The sequence below is a fragment of the Streptodolium elevatio genome (assembly GCF_040649515.1).
GTDB lineage: Bacteria > Actinomycetota > Actinomycetes > Streptomycetales > Streptomycetaceae > Yinghuangia > Yinghuangia elevatio.
Genome location: NZ_JBEZFP010000127.1, coordinates 1 through 19,090, shown reverse-complemented (window position 1 = coordinate 19,090; position 19,090 = coordinate 1). Strand labels below are relative to the sequence as shown.

At 71.2% G+C, this 19,090-nt stretch carries 19 protein-coding genes; 7 read left to right on the top strand and 12 right to left on the bottom strand.

Annotated elements, in window-relative coordinates; genetic code table 11:
• Nucleotides 1-63: 63 nt before the first annotated feature.
• The 6 genes from AB0C36_RS34200 to AB0C36_RS34175 all read right to left on the bottom strand — a co-directional run bounded on the left by AB0C36_RS34200 (nt 64) and on the right by AB0C36_RS34175 (nt 5,205).
• Nucleotides 64-1,176 carry an Rv3169 family protein gene (locus tag AB0C36_RS34200; protein WP_358362068.1) on the bottom strand — a complete coding sequence of 371 codons (1,113 nt, stop codon included), beginning with the start codon at nt 1,174-1,176 and terminating at the stop codon, nt 64-66.
• Nucleotides 1,177-1,233: 57 nt separating this feature from the next.
• Nucleotides 1,234-1,686, bottom strand: coding sequence for a hypothetical protein (locus AB0C36_RS34195; protein WP_358362065.1), 453 nt, complete (start codon nt 1,684-1,686; stop codon nt 1,234-1,236).
• Nucleotides 1,683-2,774, bottom strand: a complete 1,092-nt coding sequence (locus tag AB0C36_RS34190; protein ID WP_358362062.1) for a phosphotransferase family protein — start codon at nt 2,772-2,774, stop codon at nt 1,683-1,685. The genes AB0C36_RS34195 and AB0C36_RS34190 overlap by 4 nt, the downstream gene beginning before the upstream one ends.
• 199 nt (nt 2,775-2,973) lie before the next feature.
• Nucleotides 2,974-3,615: a TetR family transcriptional regulator gene (locus AB0C36_RS34185; protein ID WP_358362059.1), complete on the bottom strand. Its 642-nt coding sequence runs from the start codon at nt 3,613-3,615 to the stop codon at nt 2,974-2,976.
• Nucleotides 3,616-3,737: 122 nt separating this feature from the next.
• A complete protein-coding gene (locus AB0C36_RS34180) occupies nt 3,738-4,907 on the bottom strand; it encodes a hypothetical protein (protein ID WP_358362056.1) in 1,170 nt (389 codons plus the stop codon).
• 100 nt (nt 4,908-5,007) lie between these two features.
• Nucleotides 5,008-5,205, bottom strand: coding sequence for a hypothetical protein (locus tag AB0C36_RS34175; protein ID WP_358362085.1), 198 nt, complete (start codon nt 5,203-5,205; stop codon nt 5,008-5,010).
• Between AB0C36_RS34175 and AB0C36_RS34170 the strand changes: the two genes are divergently transcribed.
• Complete coding sequence (locus AB0C36_RS34170) at nt 5,197-5,322, top strand: hypothetical protein (RefSeq protein WP_358362054.1); 126 nt, start codon at nt 5,197-5,199, stop codon at nt 5,320-5,322. The two genes, AB0C36_RS34175 and AB0C36_RS34170, sit on opposite strands and share 9 nt — an antisense overlap.
• 88 nt (nt 5,323-5,410) lie before the next feature.
• On the opposite strand, the gene AB0C36_RS34165 is transcribed toward AB0C36_RS34170, so the two are convergent.
• From AB0C36_RS34165 to AB0C36_RS34145, 5 genes are all read right to left on the bottom strand, one after another.
• Complete coding sequence (locus AB0C36_RS34165; RefSeq protein ID WP_358362050.1) at nt 5,411-6,391, bottom strand: hydroxyacid dehydrogenase; 981 nt, start codon at nt 6,389-6,391, stop codon at nt 5,411-5,413.
• Nucleotides 6,392-6,414: 23 nt separating this feature from the next.
• Nucleotides 6,415-7,371 carry a carbohydrate ABC transporter permease gene (locus AB0C36_RS34160; RefSeq protein WP_435839171.1) on the bottom strand — a complete coding sequence of 319 codons (957 nt, stop codon included), beginning with the start codon at nt 7,369-7,371 and terminating at the stop codon, nt 6,415-6,417.
• Nucleotides 7,368-8,297: a carbohydrate ABC transporter permease gene (locus AB0C36_RS34155; protein ID WP_435839170.1), complete on the bottom strand. Its 930-nt coding sequence runs from the start codon at nt 8,295-8,297 to the stop codon at nt 7,368-7,370. The genes AB0C36_RS34160 and AB0C36_RS34155 overlap by 4 nt, the downstream gene beginning before the upstream one ends.
• Nucleotides 8,298-8,299: 2 nt before the next feature.
• Complete coding sequence (locus AB0C36_RS34150; RefSeq protein ID WP_358362046.1) at nt 8,300-9,625, bottom strand: ABC transporter substrate-binding protein; 1,326 nt, start codon at nt 9,623-9,625, stop codon at nt 8,300-8,302.
• A gap of 154 nt (nt 9,626-9,779) precedes the next feature.
• Entirely contained in the window at nt 9,780-10,853 is a 1,074-nt protein-coding gene (locus AB0C36_RS34145) for a substrate-binding domain-containing protein (RefSeq protein ID WP_358362043.1), read from the bottom strand.
• Between the two features lie 385 nt (nt 10,854-11,238).
• On the opposite strand from AB0C36_RS34145, the gene AB0C36_RS34140 reads away from it, so the two are divergent.
• Both AB0C36_RS34140 and AB0C36_RS34135 read left to right on the top strand, forming a co-directional pair.
• Nucleotides 11,239-12,060 carry a sugar phosphate isomerase/epimerase family protein gene (locus AB0C36_RS34140; protein WP_358362041.1) on the top strand — a complete coding sequence of 274 codons (822 nt, stop codon included), beginning with the start codon at nt 11,239-11,241 and terminating at the stop codon, nt 12,058-12,060.
• A gap of 122 nt (nt 12,061-12,182) precedes the next feature.
• The gene (locus tag AB0C36_RS34135; RefSeq protein ID WP_358362039.1) at nt 12,183-14,195 is read left to right on the top strand and encodes a DUF2264 domain-containing protein; all 2,013 of its coding nucleotides are present in this window, start codon (nt 12,183-12,185) and stop codon (nt 14,193-14,195) included.
• Here the strand turns inward: AB0C36_RS34135 and AB0C36_RS34130 are convergent.
• Entirely contained in the window at nt 14,185-15,276 is a 1,092-nt protein-coding gene (locus AB0C36_RS34130; protein WP_358362035.1) for a LacI family DNA-binding transcriptional regulator, read from the bottom strand. The genes AB0C36_RS34135 and AB0C36_RS34130 overlap by 11 nt on opposite strands.
• Nucleotides 15,277-15,556: 280 nt before the next feature.
• Between AB0C36_RS34130 and AB0C36_RS34125 the strand changes: the two genes are divergently transcribed.
• From AB0C36_RS34125 to AB0C36_RS34110, 4 genes are all read left to right on the top strand, one after another.
• Nucleotides 15,557-16,723 (top strand): Gfo/Idh/MocA family protein, encoded by a 1,167-nt coding sequence (locus AB0C36_RS34125; RefSeq protein ID WP_358362032.1) that lies wholly within the window; start codon nt 15,557-15,559, stop codon nt 16,721-16,723.
• Nucleotides 16,720-17,895: a dihydrodipicolinate synthase family protein gene (locus tag AB0C36_RS34120; protein ID WP_358362030.1), complete on the top strand. Its 1,176-nt coding sequence runs from the start codon at nt 16,720-16,722 to the stop codon at nt 17,893-17,895. The genes AB0C36_RS34125 and AB0C36_RS34120 overlap by 4 nt, the downstream gene beginning before the upstream one ends.
• Nucleotides 17,892-18,797, top strand: coding sequence for a sugar phosphate isomerase/epimerase family protein (locus AB0C36_RS34115; RefSeq protein WP_358362027.1), 906 nt, complete (start codon nt 17,892-17,894; stop codon nt 18,795-18,797). The genes AB0C36_RS34120 and AB0C36_RS34115 overlap by 4 nt, the downstream gene beginning before the upstream one ends.
• A 92-nt stretch (nt 18,798-18,889) precedes the next feature.
• The coding region (locus AB0C36_RS34110) for a glycerate kinase (protein ID WP_358362024.1) at nt 18,890-19,090 on the top strand (201 nt) is incomplete at its 3' end.

The window sequence follows — 19,090 nt, the reverse complement described above, 5'->3', positions numbered from 1 at the left end:
GGGTGGGCGCTTCAGTGAGCTCGTGCCGCGCAATCCCGGGGCACGCCGCGAGGTCGTCGGCGGTCAGTGTTGTGCGGTCTCGGGGAGCCCGAAGTCGGTCAGGGGTCCTTCGGCGACGAAGGTGAGGCTGCCGTTGCCGGTGGAGGTGGCACCGTCGGGGTGGCGCGCGGTGACGCGTACCGGCTGGATGCGGTGGACGGGCCGGGTGGCCTTGCCGTCGGGCATGACGACGGTGGCGGGGTGGGAGACGTCCCAGCGGTCGTGTTCGAGGTGTTCGGTGCCGCGCCACACGCCCAGGCCGAGGCCGTCGGCGTAACCGCCGTACCCCAGGCCGGTCATGGCGACGGCGGGCCGGTCGGCGACCAGGCGCAGGCGGGTCTCGCCGCCGTCGGTGCCCAGGGCGAAGGTCACCTCGGTCATGCGGCGTGGGCGCTGGTCGTCGCTGAACGCGGCCTGGAGGCCGACGACGGGGATATGGTCGACGGTGTCCTGGGTCTTGCGGTCGGTCAGGCCGGCGGAGGTGTACCCGGGGGCGGCCTGGACGTGCCCCGCGTGGCTGTCCGTGGAGAAGAACAGGAACGCGAAAAGCCCGCCGGCGCGCGGGGCGGGCGGCCCGGTGACCGGTTCGGCGATGCCGACGCGTTCGCGTACGCCCCACGAGTGGTCGCGGCAGGACCACCACTTGTCCACCTCGATGCGCTGCCCGTCGGCCTCCAGCCAGCCGGTGCAGGTGCCGATCTGGTCGAAGCGCGTGTAGTCCTCCACGACGCGGCCGCGTCGGCGGCGGAAGTGCGGCGGTTCCTCGTGGGCGGGGGCGACGGCGGACCAGATCAGCTCGCCGGAGATGCCGTGTTCGCCCGGGCTGACGGTCAGGCGCAGCCGGCGCATGGGTTCCAGGACGTCGACGCGAATGGGTCCGGCGAACGTCTCGTGCCGGGGCCGGAGTTGGCGTGAGCTGCGGACGTTGTGCTGGATGCCGTCGTGGACGACCACGCATCCGGCGTCCACGACGTTCATGTTCGCGTACACGCCCAGCGTCAGGTGCACGGTGGAGGTGCCGGCGGGGTCGGACGCGGCGAACCAGACGCGGTCGAAGAAGCGCGGGTCGCTGGTGCCGACGTGGTCGAAGGTGGTGGGCAGTTGGTGCCACTGGCTGTCGTCGAGCGAGGTGAGCACAGGGGGGGGTCCTTCGGCGCTGGGGTGGTCAGCTGGGGGTGGTCAGGTACGGCGTGGTCAGGCGCGGGGTGTGGGGCGGAGCGGGAATTCGGCGATGCGCACGTCGAAGTAGCCGCGCAGGGCGTCGTGCACCGGGTGCTCGCCGACGGCGACGACGGCCGGGGCCGCCTCGGCGAGCAGGGCGCGTCCGCTTTCGGCGTGGGCGTCCAGTTCGGCCAGGGCGGCGGCGGTCGGTACCGGCGCGGCGACGTACGCGGCGATGCGGGTACGCAGGCCGTCGGGCAGGTCCAGGACGTCCGCGTCGGCGATCCGGGCCAGCAGGTCCCGCAGGCGGGCGGTGTCGTCGGTGAGGAAGGCGGGGATGCGCTGCCAGCCCTGCTCCAGCACGGCCAGGACGTCCGCGACGCCGGTCAGCAGCGCCGCGGGGTACTCGCCGTCGACGTGCGGGCGCACCAGGTCGAGCAGGATGCGGCGGGCGGCGGCGAGTTGGTCGCTGACGGAGGGGTTCATGCGTGCTCCCCGCGCTCGTGTCCGTAGGTGGAGATCAGACCGAGCATCACGCGGTGCAGCGCGGTGGGGGTCTGGATGATGCGGTCGTAGCGGCCGTGCGCGAGGGCGTGCTGTCCGGCCATGACGATCACGGTGAGCTTGAGGTTGGCGAGGACGTTCCACCAGCGCACCGCGAGCCGGTCCGCGGTACGCCCGGTGTGGCGTTCCCAGGCGGCGATGAGGTCGTCGCGCTCCCACACGCCGGGGATCAAGTGCTCGCGGGCGCGCAGCGGGTTGGTGACCCAGCCGACGTCCTCGAGCGGGTCGCCCAGGTGCGCGGTCTCCCAGTCCAGGACGGCGGTGACCCGCCCGTCCTCGATCAGCACGTTGCCGGGCTTGAAGTCGCCGTGGACCAGCGTCGTGGCGCCGGAGGCCGGGGCGGTGGCGGTCAACCAGGCGAGGATGTACTCGAGTTCGGGCTCGGGGGCCTGCTGGATCTTCCGCAGTTCGGCGTCCCAGTGTGCGACGGCTACGTGCGCGGCGCCCGGCCCGGGGTCGGCGAGCACGCCGCCGAGGCCGAGCGCGGCCGGGTCGAGGCGGTGGATCGCGGCGAGCTGCTCGCAGAACTTGCCGGCGAGCGCGGCGCGTTCGGCCTCGGGCAGCGGTCCGGCCAGGACGAACGGCTCGCAGCGGCCCGGCGCGCGGTCCATAACCAGGGTCGGCCGGTCGGCTTCGGCGCCGTCCAGGTCGACCCAGTGCAGGGCGGGCACCGGCACGTCGGTGCGGTGCACCGCGGCCAGGACGGCGGCCTCGACGGCGCGGTCGCTGTCCAGCACGCTGCCGACCGGGTCGCGGCGCGCGACCAGTCGGGTGCGGCCGTCGCCGTGGCCGTTGGTCTTCCAGACGGCGTCGAAGAACCAGTTCTCCCGGGAGAACCCGAGGGTGGTGCGCTGCGGCGGTGACACGGCGAGGTCCGGATCGCCGGTCTCGCGGGCGAGCCAGGCGCGCAGTTGTTCGCGCAGTTCCTCCGGCTCCCGCGCGGTAGCGGTGTCGGGGGTGTTCGGGGTGGGGGGCATGTCGTCCTCCTTCGCGAAGGTAGTGAACAACATGTTTTAGAAGGTGGCAAGGGCGACAGGGTGATCACTCCGCTGCGCGGCGAGTTCGCGGACGGCACCGGAACGGAGGATCCGGCGGAGGACGCCGCTTCCGGCGAGGAGGCGAGGGGCCTGCCGCCGAACACGGCCAGGCGCCCGCGCGTCGGGAGGCCGGTGGAAAACGCGCCGGCTGCCGCGGCAGGCCGGGGCCGGGCTATGCCTCGCGCGCTGCAGCCGACACAGGCGCGGACACCGGGGCCGTGAGGGCGCCGACGAACATGTCGACCAGATTTTCGCGGAACAGATCGGGGTCGCGTGTACGGCCGGTGTCGACGCCGCGCGCGTAAAAGGCGCAGGCATGGACCACGCCGGTAATGCCGACGACGAGCCGCTCGTTCATCACCTCGGCGGGCAGCTGCGGCAGGGCCGCGCGCAGCATTGCGGTGCTCGCCGCCGCGGCGGTGTCCCCGAACAGCTCCGTCAGGCCGGCCCAGCTGCGGTTGACGTCGTCGACGAGTTCGGCCAGGAACCGCACCACCGCCCGGTCCCGCGCTTCCCCGACGGCGAGCGCGGTCAGCGGGGCGACGATGACCCGCGCGACGGCGAACACGTCGTCGACGGTCGCGCCGCGCAGCAGTTCGCGGCGGTGCGCGACCAGCGGCGGCAGCACGTCCTGGACCAGGGCCCGGACGAGGCCTTCTTTCGTGCCGAAGTGGTACTGCGTCGCGGCGGCGTTGCGCTGCCCGGCCGCGAGGCGGATCTCCCGCAGGCTGACCGCCTCGATCCCGTCCCGCGCGAACAGCAGCAGCGCCGCGTCCAGCAGCTTGCGGCGCGCGGGTTCCGGGTCACGGGGCATGATCACACGCTAGCGCCTCCCCCATCGCCGGTGTCCGGAGTTCCCCGCCACCGGCGCATCGCAACCCTGGGTCGTAAATTCAGCGACTCACCACCGGGCAGGCCATCGTCCTGGCCCTTGTTTCAGCTCAGGCGCTCCTGGGATTCCGTGGCTGCGCTCCGCACGGCCTCGATGAACTCCCGGGCGAGGAGGTCGTCGGCGTCGTCGGCGTCCTGGCCTTCGTCCGTACCGACGTCCGAGGCCAGGTCGGCCCAGTCGGTGTCGTCGTCGAATTCGGCGTGTTCGGAGTAGATGAGCCAGCATGCGCGGATGCCCTCGAGGAGGTCTTCGAGGAGGTCCGGTGCGGGCCGGGAGGGGTCGAGCGGGGTCAGGCGCAGTTCGTTCCGCAGGGCGGCGGCGATGACGGGGTCGTCGGCCCCGTGCTCGGCAATGAGCTGCTCGGTGTGCGCGATCTGCGCGATCAGGCCCTGGTAGTCCGGGACTTGGCCGTCCGCGAGGCGGAGTGCGCCGCGGACGAGGCCGCAGACGGCTTGGCGGGGGGCGACGCCGGCGTGGACAAGCTCAAGGAGCTGGGTGGGGGTCTCGTGCGGAAGGGATTCCGTGTCGCTTGCGGTGACGACGATGCTGACGGGCGCGATGCCGCTGGCTTCCGACGCGACGTCCGCGGCCGCCACGAGCCAGTGTGCGGCGGCCACCGCGGCCGCGGTGGGTTCCAGGTCGGTGAACAGCCCGTGCGCGCCGAGGGGGTTCTCGTGCAAGAGGCGATCGGCGGCGGCGACCTGCAGCGGTGAGGCGTCTTCGCGGCTGAGGACGACGGCCTGGCGGGCGCGGCCTTGGAGTTCGCCGAGTTCGGCGTGTTCGACGGCCTGGAGTTCGGCGGAAACCTCGGTCACCACCGCGTCCGTCAGCGTCTGGTAGCCGATGCGGTGGAGGATGCGGCCGACGCGGTGGGCGTACTCACCGAGGGGGCTGTACAGGACGTCGAGCCCGCCGGCCTCGTCCGGCAGGTTCGGTTCCGTGACGGCGTTGGCGACGTCGGCGAACTGCCGGCGTTCCTCGTCGCGTCGCCGGCCTTCGCTGTCCGCGTCGTGGTCGTCGGCCGCGCTGGAAGGGTGCGTGTACGTACGCCACGCGGCCTCGGCCAGACGCGTGAGTTCGCGGGCGAGAGCCAGGGCCGTGGCGGCGTCGACCGTGCCGGGGAGAGCGGCGACGGGCCCGCTCGTGTCCCCGGATCCGGTGGCGTACGCGATCTGCAGTTCGTGACGAGCGGGGTCGAAGGCGTAGCGCGACATGGAACTTCCCTGGTGCTCGTGGGTCACGCCATGGACCGGCTCCGGGCATGACCGTTGTTCGGTCATTATCGCGAGCGCTCCCGGAAGCGGTGGTGAGAGCTCAGTCGCGGTGGTGGTCCGCGACCGCGGCGAAGGCGGCCTTGGGCTCCCAGGGCAGGTCGGGGTACGAGTCGCCGCGGCCGTCCGCCAGGACCTTGACGATGCCGAGGCCGGCGAGGTCGAGGTCGTGTGGCCGGTCGCCCAGCGGCCGGGCGATCCGCTCCTCGGTGCCGGCGCCTTCGAGGAACCCGTGGTTCATGACGCTCGGTTCGGTGCCTGCGACGAACACGACCTCGGCGCCCTGCGCTCGCAGCCGCTGGGCCCGTTCCGCGCAGTCGGCGAACAGGACGAGTGGGTGTTGGCCCAGGCGCCGTAGATCTGCTCCTGGAACCGGATGTGCCGAACTGCCGACAGTCCGTGGCCGCCAGGGGCCGGTGCTCCGGGCCCCGGCGGCCACGCCTGCCTCAGGCGATCACGAACAGGTCTTCTGCGAGGACCTGTTCGCTGAAGGGCTCCCCGCGGGTGTAGCGGGCGAGTTCGTCCAGGGCCGTGGTGGCGAGCCGGTTCAGTTCGGTGCCGAGTGATCCGGCGATGTGGGGGGTGAGCAGGACGCGCGGGTGGTCGTAGAGCGGGGAGTCGGCGGGGAGAGTCCACGGGTCGGTGACGTCGAGGACCGCGTAGAGGCGTTCGGCGCGGATCTCGTCGACCAGGGCGCGTTCGTCGACGAGGGCGCCACGGGCGGTGTTGATGAGGGTGGCGCCGTCGCGGAAGTGGGCGAGGCGGCGGCGGTCTATCAGATGGCGGGTCTCCGGGAGGTCGGGGGCGTGCAGGGAGACGACGTCGCTGGTGGCGCAGAGTTCGTCGAGGGTGAGTGCCTGGACGCCGAGCGCGCGGGCCTCCTCGGCGGACAGGTAGGGGTCGCTGACGACAATCTCCAGGTCGAACGGGCGCAGCAGTTCGATGACGCGGCGCCCGATTCGTGACGCCCCGACGATGCCGACGCGTTTGCCCAGGTTGCCCATCTCGGGGAAGCGGGCGTGCCAGTCCTGTGCGGTGCGTCCGGCACGGTAGGCGTCGGCTATGGGCAGTACGCGTTTGTTGGCGAACAGGATGGCCGCGAGGGTGAATTCGGCAACGGGCAAGGCGTTTCCGGCGGCGGCGGCGGTGACGGTGATGCCGCGTTCCCAGACCTCGGGGGCGAGGTGGCCCTTGACCGAGCCTGCCGCGTGGACGACGGCGCGCAGATTCGGTGCGGCGCGCAGTGCCTCGACGTCGAGGAGGGGGCTCTGCCAGCCGGTGATCAGGACTTCGGTTTCGGCGAGCACGGCGCGGGCGGCCGGGTCGGCGAAGTCGGTGAGGACCTGTTCGGGGTCGATGTGTGCCAGTTCGGTCAGACGGGCTCGCTCGCGCGGGCCGAAGAGGCGTTCGGCGACGGTGGGAGCCATCGCCAACGCTGCGCGGGGACGGTTCACTTGACGCTTCCCATGGTCAGGCCGGAGCGCCAGTAGCGCTGCAGTGCGATGAAGGCGACGATCAGCGGGAGTACCGCGAGCAGCGAGCCGGTGATCACGAGCGGGTAGAACTCGGGTGACTGGGTGGTGTTTCCGTTCCAGGTGTAGAGGCCGAGGCTGACCGGGAACAGTTTGCGGTCGGAGAGCATCACCAGGGGCAGGAAGAAATTGTTCCAGATGGTGACGAATTGGAACAGGAAGATGGTCACGAACCCGGGGACCATCATGGGTAGTCCGACGGAGCGGAAGACCCGCAGGTCGGAGGCGCCGTCCATGCGCGCTGCCTCGATGACCTCGTCGGGGATGTAGCTGCGGGAGAAGATCCGGGCGAGGTAGACGCCGAAGGGGTTGAGCAGGGACGGCACGAAGACCGCCCAGTACGAGTTGTTGACCCCGGCCTTGGACGCCAGCAGGTACATCGGCAGCGCCAGTGCGGAGACCGGCACCAGTACGCCGACCAGCACGAAGCCGAAGAGCTTCTCGCGGAACGGGAAGCGGTACTTGTCGAAGGCGTATCCGGCGGCGACGCAGATGATCGTGCTGCCGAGCGCGCCCGCTCCGGCGTACAGGAAGCTGTTGCCGAACCAGGTCAGGAAGATGCCGTCGTCCTGGTCGAGGACGCGCTGGATGTTGTCGCCGATCGCGGCGCCGTCGACCTGGAACATCGAGGTGCCGAGCAGGTTGTTCGGGCTCTTCGCGGCGGCGGTGACCAGCCAGATGAGCGGGAAGACCGAGTAGAGCGCGCCGATGACGAGGATGGCGTTGACGGCGCTTTTGGACGCCCAGGCGGGATTGCGCCGGGACGCGCCGGGCGAACGGTCCGCACGCCGCGGTCCGTCGGTGCCTGTCGCCGGGGCGGGCGCGGCGGGCCGGCGGCGGGTGGAGCGGTCGCTGCGTCGGTGGGTGAGGCTCACATCGACTCCTTGCGCCCGGCGATCCGGGTGACCGTCCACGAGAGCACTCCGGCGGCCACGGCCAGGAGGATGGACGCGGCGGCGGCGACGCCGATGTCGTTGACGCCGAAAGCGGTGTGGTAGATGAACATGGCGGGCGAGTAATCGGCGTCCAGCGCGCTGCCCGCGGACCGCATGACCATCGGCGAGTTGAACATCTGGAGCGAGCCGATGACGGTGAACAGCACGACTACGCCCATGGCCTGACGGATCATCGGGAGCTTGATGCGGGTGGCGACGGTCCAGCCGCTCGCACCGTCGACGCGGGCGGCCTCGAGGGTCTCGTTGGGGATCGCCTTGAGCGCGGTGTAGAGGATGACCATGTTGTAGCCGGTCCACATCCACACGGAGATGTTGATGACGCCGGGCAGCACCCAGGAGCGGCCGAGCATGTCGATCTCGATGCCGCCGTCGGACAGCACGCCGAGCACGGGGCTGATGCCCGGGGTGTACAGGTAGGCCCAGATCAGGCCGGCGATGATCTCCGGGACGGCGTGCGGCAGGAACAGCGTGAGCTGGAAAAATTTCCCGGCCCGCGTGGTGGTCGCGTCGATCAGCAGTGCGAACAGGGCGGCGAGCCCGACCATGACCGGAATGTAGATGACGCAGTACATGGCCAGGGTGACGAAGCCGTCCTGGAAGTGCTCGGATGTCAGCGCGTCCCGGTAGTTGCCCAGGCCGTGGAACACCTTTTCCGAGCCTCCGAAGCCGAGGCCCGAGCTGCGCTCGGTGAAGAAGCTGAGGTCCACCGCGTAGACGAGCGGGGCGACGAGGGCGACCACGAAGACCGCGAAGAATGGTGCCAGGAGGAGGAACGCCGCCACCCCCTGGCTCCGTCCGCGCCTCCGCCGTGCGGCACCGGGCCGTTTCGGCGAAAGGATGGGCATGGTCAGCCGCCCGTCACATTCAGATTGCGCTTGCGCATTGCGTCGATGGTGGCCTGCTGCGACGCCTTGAAGGCGTCAGGGATCGAGTGGCTGTTCTGCTCGTCACCCAGCGTCGTGGCGGTCACGTTCATCGCGGGCCCCCACATCCAGCCGGTCGGCACCGACGCGTCGGCGGCCTTGAAGACCTGGAAGATGTCCTGGGTGCCGAACAGGTCGCTCTTGAAGTTCTTCGCGGCGACCTCGTACGCGGCCGGGTGCGCCGGATAGACGGCCCTGCCGTTGCTGGTACGCGCGTTGATGCTCTCCGGCGCGTGGGTGAGCCAGGTCGCGAACGTCGCCGCGGCCTTCGCGTTCTTGCTGTCCTTGCTCACCGCGAAGGTGCTGCCGCCCCAGAAGCCGGAGGACGCCTTGCCGTCGAACGACGGCAGCGGCGCGACCGCCCACTTGTCGGTCTGCCCGGCCGTGTTCGCGGCGAGGTTGTTCGCCGCCCACGGCGGCCCGATGACCGTGGCGAGCTTGTCGGTCTTGAGCATCTTGCCCCAGTTCTCACTCCAGGACTTCTCGACGAGGACCGTCTTGTCGTCCTTGAGCTTCTGCCAGTACGCGCCCACCTCAGTGGTCTTCGGGTCGGTGAGGTTCACCTGCCACGCGTTGTTCGCGGTGCCGAACCACTTGGCCCCCGCGGCCCAGCTGTAGGCGGCGAGCTGGGTCGGCTCGTTCGGGAAGTACGAGCCGAGGTAACCGGCCGGGTCCTCGGTGTGGAACTTGGCGGCGGCCTTCGCGTAGTCGTCCCAGGTACGCGGGACCTCGATGCCGTGCTGGGCAAGCAGGTCCTTGCGGTAGTACATGACCATCGGCGTCGCGTCGTACGGCATCCCCCACACCTTGCCGTCGAAGGTGGCCTGGTCGGTGATCGCCTTGGGGTAGTCCTTGAGGACCGAGGCGTCCACGAGGTTCCCGATCGGCTGCAGGCCGCCCTGGCTCACGTACTCCGGCAGGTTGGTGTACTCGATCGTCGCCAGGTCCGGCGCGTTGCCCGCGGTGATCGCGTTGGTGAGCTTGAGGTAGCCGCCGGCTACACCGCTCGGGGTCACCTCGAGCTTGACCTCGATGTCGTTCTGGCTCGCGTTGAAGGTCTTGACGACCTCCTCGATGCCGCCGATCCACGACCAGAATGTGATGGTGGTCTTCTTGCCGGCCGCGCCGCCGCCGGACGCGCTCGCGTCGGAACCGCTCTTGCCGTCCCCGTCGGCGGCGCAGCCGGCGCTCACCAGCAGCGAGACCGCCACCAGCGCGCTCGCCATCCATCGGGTTCTGATCGTTTTCATGACCGCTCCTTCGCTTCACCGGCAGCACCGGACAACCCCCTGGAATCCCGCCGCACTTGGCGTGACCTGGGGGTGGGGCCGGTCTCAAGTGCGGTAATAGAAACGAAACACTGATGCAACGTCAACGGATCCGATAGCAAACAGTCAGAAGCGATCAACCGATCAGCCGCTTCCCGCACGACTCGCGGATGGTGAGCCGCGGGAGCAGCGTCAGGTTGTGCGGGGTGACCGCGGTCCCGGGGTGCGGAGCGAGTCGGCGGGCCATCGCCCGCACCGCCTGCTCGCCGACGTCGTACTTCGGCGGGCTGACCGCGGTGAGCGGCACCGGGCCGAGTGCCGCGATCTCGTCGTCATACGCGATGACCGCCAGGTCCTCCGGAACCCGCAGGCCTTCCGCGATGGCCGCCTCGACCAGTCGGGTCGCCTGGTTGTCGCTGTGCACGAACGCGGCGGTGGCGCCGGTCTCGCGGCACTCGCGCAGCAGGCGTTCCAGTGCCGAGCGCAACCCGTCGGGGTCCTTGGCGCCGTCCGGCACCGGGACGTCCGGGGCGTCGGCGTCCAGCCCGAGCTGTTCGACGGCCTCGGCGTAGCCTCGGCGCAGCCAGAACTCCGTGGGGGTGGCCGGGTCCAGCGCAAGCGCAACCTTGCGGTGCCCGAGCGCGGCGAAGTGCCGCAGCGCGAGCAGCGTGCCCTGGGCGTGGTCGGTACGCACGTAGTCCACGTCGCGGGTGGTGTGCGCGTATCCGACCGTGCGTTCCATGAGCACCACGGGCACGTTCAGGGTGTCCAGCCACGCGCCCAGTTCGGCGGCCGCCGAGGACCCTTGCGCGGCGGCCAGCAGCAGGCCGCGTACGCCGAGCGCGAGGAGTTGGGCGACCCGTTCCCGCTCCTCGTCGGGGCGGTAGTGGGACACCCCGAGCACCAGGCGGACGCCGTGGGCGGTCGCGGCCTTCTCGGCCCCGCGGATCACTCCGGGGTAGTAGAACGTCGTGGACGGCACGACTATCCCGACCGGGATCGGTGCCGCGGTGCCGGGCGGTTCGGCGGGGGCGGCCACCGCGCCTCCGTGCACACGGGTCAGCAGGCCCGCGTCGGCCAGTTCGCGGATGTCGCGCCGCAACGTGGCCTCGGAAGAGTCCAGGGCGGTCACCAGGTCGGCGACCCGTACGCTGCCTTTGAGCTGCAGCTCGCGGAGTATGAACTCGTGCCGTTCGCGCGCGAGACGCATGCATCCCCCAGTCACCGGGCCGCTCGGTGATGTGCGGCCGCCGAAAAGACACCCGTGACCCACGACGGTCAACCGGGCAGAAGCGATCATTCTCGATGCGAAGGGCGGTGTAAACAGGCAGATGCGAGCGTTTCCGCTCTTGACCGCTCGGCGCGGGGCCGCCTAGCCTCCACATCTGGAAAGCGCGTTCCCGTCGGCGGCCCGGTCGGCGATCGGGCGCGCACTCCGCCCGCTGCCGCCCTCCGGCGTACTGCCGGGGCATCCTCGGCCGCGCACAGACCCGGCGGGTTCATCCTGGGCGCCCGCGCCGGATGCCTCATGCCGACCGCGCCGGATGGGCCCGGACGGGCCCACCCCCGCGACTTCGTCAGGTCGGAGAATGCGCATGACCCAGCCCATGCCCTGGGCGTTCAGCACACTCGGCGCTCCCGGACGCCCGGTGGCCGAGCACGTCGACCGCGCGCTGCGGCACGGCTGCACGGGGATCGAACTGCGCGTGCACGCGGACGAGTCGGTACGCACCGACCTGTCCGCGCGCGAACGCCGCGACATCCGCGACCAGGCCTCCGGCGAAGGCCTCGCGCTGCCGTGCCTGGCCGGGTACGCCCGAATCTGCGCCGACGTCCCGGACGCGGCGGTGTTGACGGAGCTGCGGGCGCTGATCGAGCTCGCCTACGATCTCGGGGCCCCGGCCGTGCGCGTGTTCCCCGGCGGCACAGGCGGCGGCACAGGCGGAGAGGACCACGGCGACGCGGACCGTGCCGAGCGTCGGCTCTCCGCGCTCCTTCCGGAAGCTGCCGCGAACGGCGTCACCCTGCTGCTGGAGACGCACGACTCCCACCCCACCGGAGCCGCGGTCGCCTCGCTGCTGCGGCCTTTCACCGGTGAGCGGGCCGTGGCCGCCATCTGGGACGCGCTGCATCCCTGGCGTCACGGCGAGCAGCCGGACGAGACCGCGCAGGCACTCGACGGCCTGCTCGGCTACGTACAGATCAAAGACGCGGTGTCGGCGTCCGACACGACTCCCGTCCTGCTCGGCAGCGGTGCGGTCCCGCTCGACGTGATCGGCCGTGCGCTGGACGAACGCGCCTGGCACGGCTGGGTGTCCCTGGAGTGGGAGCGGGCGTGGTACCCGCATGTCGCCGATCTCGACGCGGTCCTGCCCGGCGCCCGCGCCTGGGTGGATCAGCGGTCGAGAGCCGGCTGACCACTGATCCGCCGCGGACCGCACGACACATCGATTGCTCCCCGACGACGCCCCCTTCACGCCGCGACGCGGCCGCACTCGCCGACCCCCTCTCCCGCCACCCGCTCTCCAGGACGGATCCCATGGCCGTGCCGCCCTACCTTCCGCTCCCGCCGATGGACCGCCTGGTCTCCCCGCGCACCGGCTGGACCCGCGCCCACTGGGAGGCGGTCGCGGACCGGCTGCTGGCGGGCGTACTGCCGTACGCGAGCCCGCGCCTGGCCCAATACCGGCTGCCCGGACGCACCGGCGGCGCGGGTGTGCACGCGGACGGACTGGAGGGATACGCCCGCACGTTCCTGCTCGCCGCCTTCCGGATCGCCGGCGCTCAGGGAGCGGTCCCCGACCTGGTCGAGCGCTACGCCGCCGGACTCGACGCGGGCACCGACCCCGCGAGTGACGAGGCCTGGCCGCTCATGGGCGACATGACCCAGCAGCTCGTCGAGGCCGCCTCGATCGTCATCGGCCTGCACGAGACCCGCCCGTGGTTGTGGGACCGGCTGGACGACAAGGTGCGCGCCAACCTGGTCGACTGGCTCTCCGCCTTCCGCGGCAAGGCCGTCCCGGACAACAACTGGCGGCTGTTCAAGGTCGTGACCGAGCAGTTCCTCGCCTCGGTCGGGGCGCCGCACGACCAGGACGCCATCGACGAAGGCCTGGACCGGCTCGACGACTGGTACCGCGGCAACGGGTGGTACACCGACGGCCCCGGACGCCATTTCGACTACTACAACGGCTGGGCCCTGCACCTGTATCCGCTGCTCTGGGCGCGCATCGCCGGCGCCGGAGCGGACCCGGAACGCGTACGGGTGCACCGCGAGCGCCTGACAGAACTCCTCGCCGCATACCCGTACTTCTTCGGCGCGGATGGAGCGCCCATGCACCAGGGGCGATCCCTGACGTATCGCTTCGCCGCCGTGACGCCGGTGTGGGTGGGGGCGCTCGCCGACGCCACTCCGCTCGACCCGGGCCTGACTCGGCGCATCGCGTCCGGCGCGCTGCGGCACTTCGTCGAGCGCGGGGTGCCGGATGAACGCGGGCTGCTCGGCCTCGGCTGGTATGAACCGTTCCTGCCCGCGACCCAGCCGTACTCGGGCCCGGCGTCGCCCTACTGGGCATCGAAGGGTTTTCTCGGTCTGCTACTCCCGGCCGAGCACCCGGTATGGACGGCGACCGAGGCCGCGCTGCCGGTCGAGGAGTCGGACACCCGCCTCGCCCTGCCCGAGCCGGGTTGGCTGCTGCACGGCACGCGCGACGACGGCATCGTCCGCCTGCTCAACCACGGCAGCGACTACAACTACCCGGCGCCCGCACCGCAGGTCGACGATCCCCACTACAGCAAGCTCGCGTACTCCACTCGGACCGCGCCCGACGCGGCGGCCGGCGCATGGGCTCGCGCCCTCGACAACCATTTCGCCGTGCTCGGCGCGGACGGGACGCCGACGCGGCGTCGGCGGATCGAACCGGTCCGCGTCACGGAGCGCGGTGCGGCGTCCCGACACACGGCACCGATCTCGGTGGCCGGCGCACGGGATGTCGACGCTGCCGCCGACGGGCGCGAAGTGACGGTGGAGACGACGTCGTTCGCGCACGGACCGTGGGAGGTCCGGGTGCACCGGGTCGACCTGACGGGTGCGGCAGCGGGTGTGGCAGTCGAAGTGCGCGAGGGGGGTTACTCGGTGGCCGACGCGCGTCCTCCGGTCGACTACACCGGAACGCACACGTGGGCTGGTGATGCCGACATATTGGAGGACGATGCGGCAGGACACCAGGCCGACCTCGTGGCTGCGGGGGGCGTCCCGTGGGCCGGTGCCCGTATCTCGGACGGCGTGCACAGCGTGGTCGTCGGCCTGCACGGCTGGCAGCGCGCCGAGGTGGCGCACAATGTGGGGGCGAACGCCTTCGGGTCCTGTTCCGCCGTTCCCGTTCTGTACGGCGATGTTGTCCGGGATGCCATCGGAGTCTTCGTCACACTCGTCGTGCTTTCGGGTGACCCCGTCCACCCCGACGCGCTGGCCGCGACGTGCCGCGCCGAGGTGGCGGCCGACGGCACGGCAGCGGTGCGGCTGCCGGACGGAACGGTTTTCACCGCCTGACGTGAGCCGTGCTCCCCCTGACCACCAGTTCTCCGTCGACGGCGACCGCACGGGGTGCGATCGTGGGGCCGGTCAGGATCATCTCCATGGCCTGCGCACCGATCTCCGTCAAGGGCAGTCGCACGGTCGTCAGCGCGGGGTGGAGGTCGGCGGCGAACGGCAGGTCGTCGAAGCCCACCACCGATACCTGCTCCGGTACGCGCAGGCCGAGGTCGTCGCGCAGGGCGGCGAGCACTCCCGCCGCCATGACGTCGTTCAGCACCACGACTGCTGTCACGTCGGGAGCGCGGCTGAAGAGGGCCCGCGTGGCGCCCCGCGCCTCGTCCCGGGCGAAACCTCCGTCGACGATGTTCGCCGGAGGCAACGCGATGTCCAGGGAACGCAATTGACGGCGCGCGCCGTCCAGCCGGTCGCGTACGCCGGTCAGCGAGCGCGGGCCGGAGACCACGCCGAACCGGCGGTGGCCGAGCCCGTGCAGGTGCCGCACCGCGAGAGCGGCGCCCGCGCGGTTGGCGGGATTGACGGAGTCGGTGTCAATGCCGTGGGGCCCGATGGTGACCACATGGCCCCCGTCGGCGCGGTAGGACTCAACCTCCGCGGCGAGCCGACTGGTGTAGCTGCGGTCGGCGAAGCCACTGCCGGACAGGATGACGGCGCGAGCGCGCTGGGCGCGCAGCCGGGCCAGGTAGTCGAGTTCGAGTTCGGGACTGCGGAACGTCGCGGCCAGCATCACCAGGAGCCCGTGCTCGCGCGCCACGCCCATTGCCCCGGCACTGATGGCCGCGAAATAGGGGTCGGCGACGTCGTGGACCACCACACCCACCAGTGACGTCGTCGAGCGGGCGAGCGCCTGCGCGGGGGCGTTGGAGACGTACCGCAGTTCGCGGGCCGCGGCGAGGACCTTCTCACGCAGCTGCTCGCCGACGACGCGGCTGCCGGTGCTTCCGTGCAGTGCCCGCGATGCCGTGGCCGGCGAGACTCCGGCGAGGTCGGCGACCTGCTGGAGCGTGACAGGGCCCGCGGGCCGGGGCGTGGGACCTCCAGGTCCGGGAGCGGAGCCGTCGGCGGCAGTGGTGGGCACGAGACCAGACTATCCATGGGAAAGCGCATTCCCAAGAAGATGCCCGATCAGTGCTTCGAAGAGCACGGACTCCACGGTGAACTTGGCTGTCTTCTCGGCTCTTCTCTTGACCGCATCCGCCGGGCGCTCTACGTTTTGGGAAAGCGCTTTCCCGATGTGGGTCACCGTGCCACGATGCGGCCCCGTGAAGCCGTGGCGCCCGCCTTCGAGCGGCGCGTGCGCTCCCCGAAACCGGCGCGTCGACCCACGTACCGCGCCTTCTCCTGTTCGAGAGGAACCCATGACCACGCACACACTCGGCGTCGTGATGAACGGCGTCACCGGCCGGATGGGCTACCGCCAGCATCTCGTCCGCTCGGTGCTGGCGATCCGCGAGCAAGGCGGCGTCGCCCTCCCCGACGGTTCGCGCGTGGTCCTCGAACCGGTACTGGTCGGCCGCGACGCGGCCAAGCTGAGCACGATGGCCGAGCGGCACGACATCGCCTCGTGGACCACGGACCTGGACACCGCACTCGCCGACCCGGCCAACTCGGTGTATTTCGACGCCCAGGTCACCCCCGCTCGGGAGGCCGCAATCCACGCGGCGATCGCCGCCGGCAAGCACGTGTACACCGAGAAGCCCACCGCCGAGAGCTTCGACGCCGCCCTGGGCCTCGCACACGCCGCCGAGACGGCAGGCATCAAGCACGGCGTCGTGCAGGACAAACTGTTCCTGCCCGGCCTGCTCAAGCTGCGCAGGCTGATCGACGGCGGCTTCTTCGGCCGGATCCTCTCGGTGCGCGGCGAGTTCGGCTACTGGGTCTTCGAGGGCGACTGGCAGTCCGCGCAGCGCCCGAGCTGGAACTACCGGTCCCAGGACGGCGGCGGCATCGTCATCGACATGTTCTGCCACTGGTCGTACGTCCTGGAGAACCTGTTCGGCCGCGTCGAGGCGGTCACCGCCAAGGCGGTCACCCACATTCCGACACGGTGGGACGAGCACGGCGCGGCGTACGAGGCGACCGCCGACGACGCCGCCTACGCCTTCTTCGAGCTGGAGGGCGGGATCATCGCGCAGATCAATTCGTCGTGGACGGTGCGCGTCAACCGCGACGAACTCGTGGAGTTCCAGGTGGACGGCACCGAGGGCAGCGCGGTGGCCGGGCTCCGCCGCTGCCGTGTCCAACACCGCTCGGCCACGCCGACTCCCGTGTGGAATCCGGACCTTCCGGTGACCGAGAACTTCCGCGACCAGTGGCAGGAGGTGCCCGACAACGCGGGCGACGCGGGCTTCGACAACGGATTCAAAGTGCAGTGGGAGCAGTTCGTCCGGCACGTGGTCGCCGACGAGCCTTTCCCGTACGACTTCTTTGCGGGAGCGCGCGGCGTACGCCTCGCCGAGAGCGGACTCCTGTCCTCCGCCGAGGGCCGCCGCGTGCAACTGCCGCGGATCGGGGACGGCGCGTGACCACCTCCCGCATCCTTCTGCCTGGCGAGAACGGCGCCTTGGAGCCGTTCACGCCCAAGGGCGTCTATCTGGGCGCGGCCCCGGGCGGGCCGCCGTTTCATTCGCGTACCGCCTACGCCGCCGCCCACGTGGTCGCCGATCCGCTCGCCGCACACGCCCCCGGCCTGCCCGCAAGCCTGGACTGGGACGCGACGCTGGCCTTTCGCCGGCACCTGTGGTCGCACGGGTTCGCGGTGGCGGACGCGATGGACACCGCACAGCGCAACATGGGGTTGGACTGGCCCGCGACCGCCGAACTGATCCGGCGCAGCGCGAACGAGGCACGGGCTCACGGCGAGCCGTACGACCTGCTCGCCTGCGGCGCCGGGACCGACCACGCCGACGCGGTGCTCATGGTCGACCAGGTGATCGAGGCATACGGCGAACAGCTCGCGCTCGTCGAGGAGTCCGGCGCGAAAGCCGTCGTGATGGCCTCGCGGCAGCTCGCCGCGGCGGCGTCGGGAGCCGACGACTATCACCGGGTGTACGGGACGCTGCTCGGTCAGGTGCGCCGTCCGGTCGTCCTGCACTGGCTGGGCGAGGTCTTCGACCCGGCGATGGCCGGCTATTGGGGCAGCGCCGACATCGACACGGCGACCAGCACCTTCCTGGACGTGATCCGCGCCCATGCCGACCGCGTCGACGGGGTGAAAGTCTCGCTGCTCGACCGCGACCACGAGGTGCGGCTCCGCGCCGAACTCCCCGACGGCGTGAGGCTCTACACCGGCGACGACTTCCACTACCCGGAGCTGATCCGCGGCGCCGACGGACGGTTCAGCCACGCGCTGCTCGGCATCTTCGACGCCATCGCCCCGGTCGCCGCAGGCGCGCTGCGCGCCCTGGACTCGGACGACCTGGACACCTACACCGGGCTCCTCGCGCCCACGGTGCCCCTGTCCAGGCACCTCTTCGGCACGCCGACCTACCACTACAAGACCGGCATCGTGTTCCTGGCCTGGCTGGCCGGGCTCCAGGACGCCTTCGTCATGGTCAACGGCGCGCAATCGGCACGCTCTCTCCCCCACCTGGCCAAGGCGTACCAACTCGCGGACGCAGCTGGGCTGTTCCCTGACCCCGACCTGGCACTCGCACGAATGCGGACGCTGCTCACCGTCACGGGGGTGCACGGATGAGCGCCGACTCCCCTTCCGCATCCGCCGTCGACGTCCCCAGCGGTCAGCCCGCGCGCGTGCCCACGCCTCCGCCGGGTGATCCGCGGCTGGCCCGGCTCTCACTGAACCAGTGGACGACCCGCGGGTGGTCACTGCGCGAGGCGGTCGACGGCTGCGTTCGCGCGGGAGTGCCGTCGATCGGCCTGTGGCGCGACAAGGTCGCCGAGACAGGGGCCGCCGAGGCGGCACGCATCGTCCGCGACGCGGGCCTGCGCATCTCGTCGCTGTGCCGAGGCGGGTTCCTGACCGCACGCGAACCAGCGCCACGGGCCGAGGCGTTGGCGGACAACCGGCGCGCGATCGAGGAGGCTGCCGAAGTCGGCGCGCCCTGCCTTGTGCTGGTCGTCGGCGGCCTGCCCGACGGAGACCGGGACCTGACCGCCGCACGGGAACGCGTCGCCGACGCGCTGGCGGAACTGGCGCCGTACGCGGGCCGGCACGGCGTGCGCTTGGCGCTGGAACCGCTGCACCCGATGTACTGCGCCGACCGCGCCGTCCTCTCCACCCTCGACCAGGCGATCGACCTCGCCCAGGCGCACCCGGCAGCGCAAGTCGGCGTAGTGGTGGACACGTTCCACGTGTGGTGGGATCCCCAACTGCCCCAAGCCATCGCGCGGGCCGCCGACCGCATCGCGTCCTTCCAGGTCTGCGACTGGATCCTCCCCATGCCGGCCGACAACCTGCTGGCCCGCGGCATGATGGGCGACGGCGTGATCGACTTCCGCGCGATCACCCATCTGGTCCACGCCGCGGGCTACCAGGGCGACATCGAGGTGGAGATCTTCAACGCCGACGTCTGGGCCGCCGACCAGGACGCGGTGGTGGCAACGATGAAGCGGCGGTACGTCGAGCACGTGGTGTAGCGCCTACGACCACGGCTCGCCGACACCGAATCCACCCGCGCGGCGACCCCATGGCCATGCACCGTCCCCCAACCGAGAGGCGACCGAGTCCCATGCGCGTGGTCTTCGCCCCCGACGCGTTCAAAGGCAGTATCGACGCAGAAGCAGCCGCCGAGGCGCTCGCCGCGGGATGGCTCGTCGCCCGGCCGCACGACGAGGCGGTCGTCCTGCCCATGGCGGACGGCGGTGAGGGCACGTTGGACGCGGTGGCCCGCGCGGTCCCCGGGGCCGTCCGCGTCCCGGTCGCGGACGTC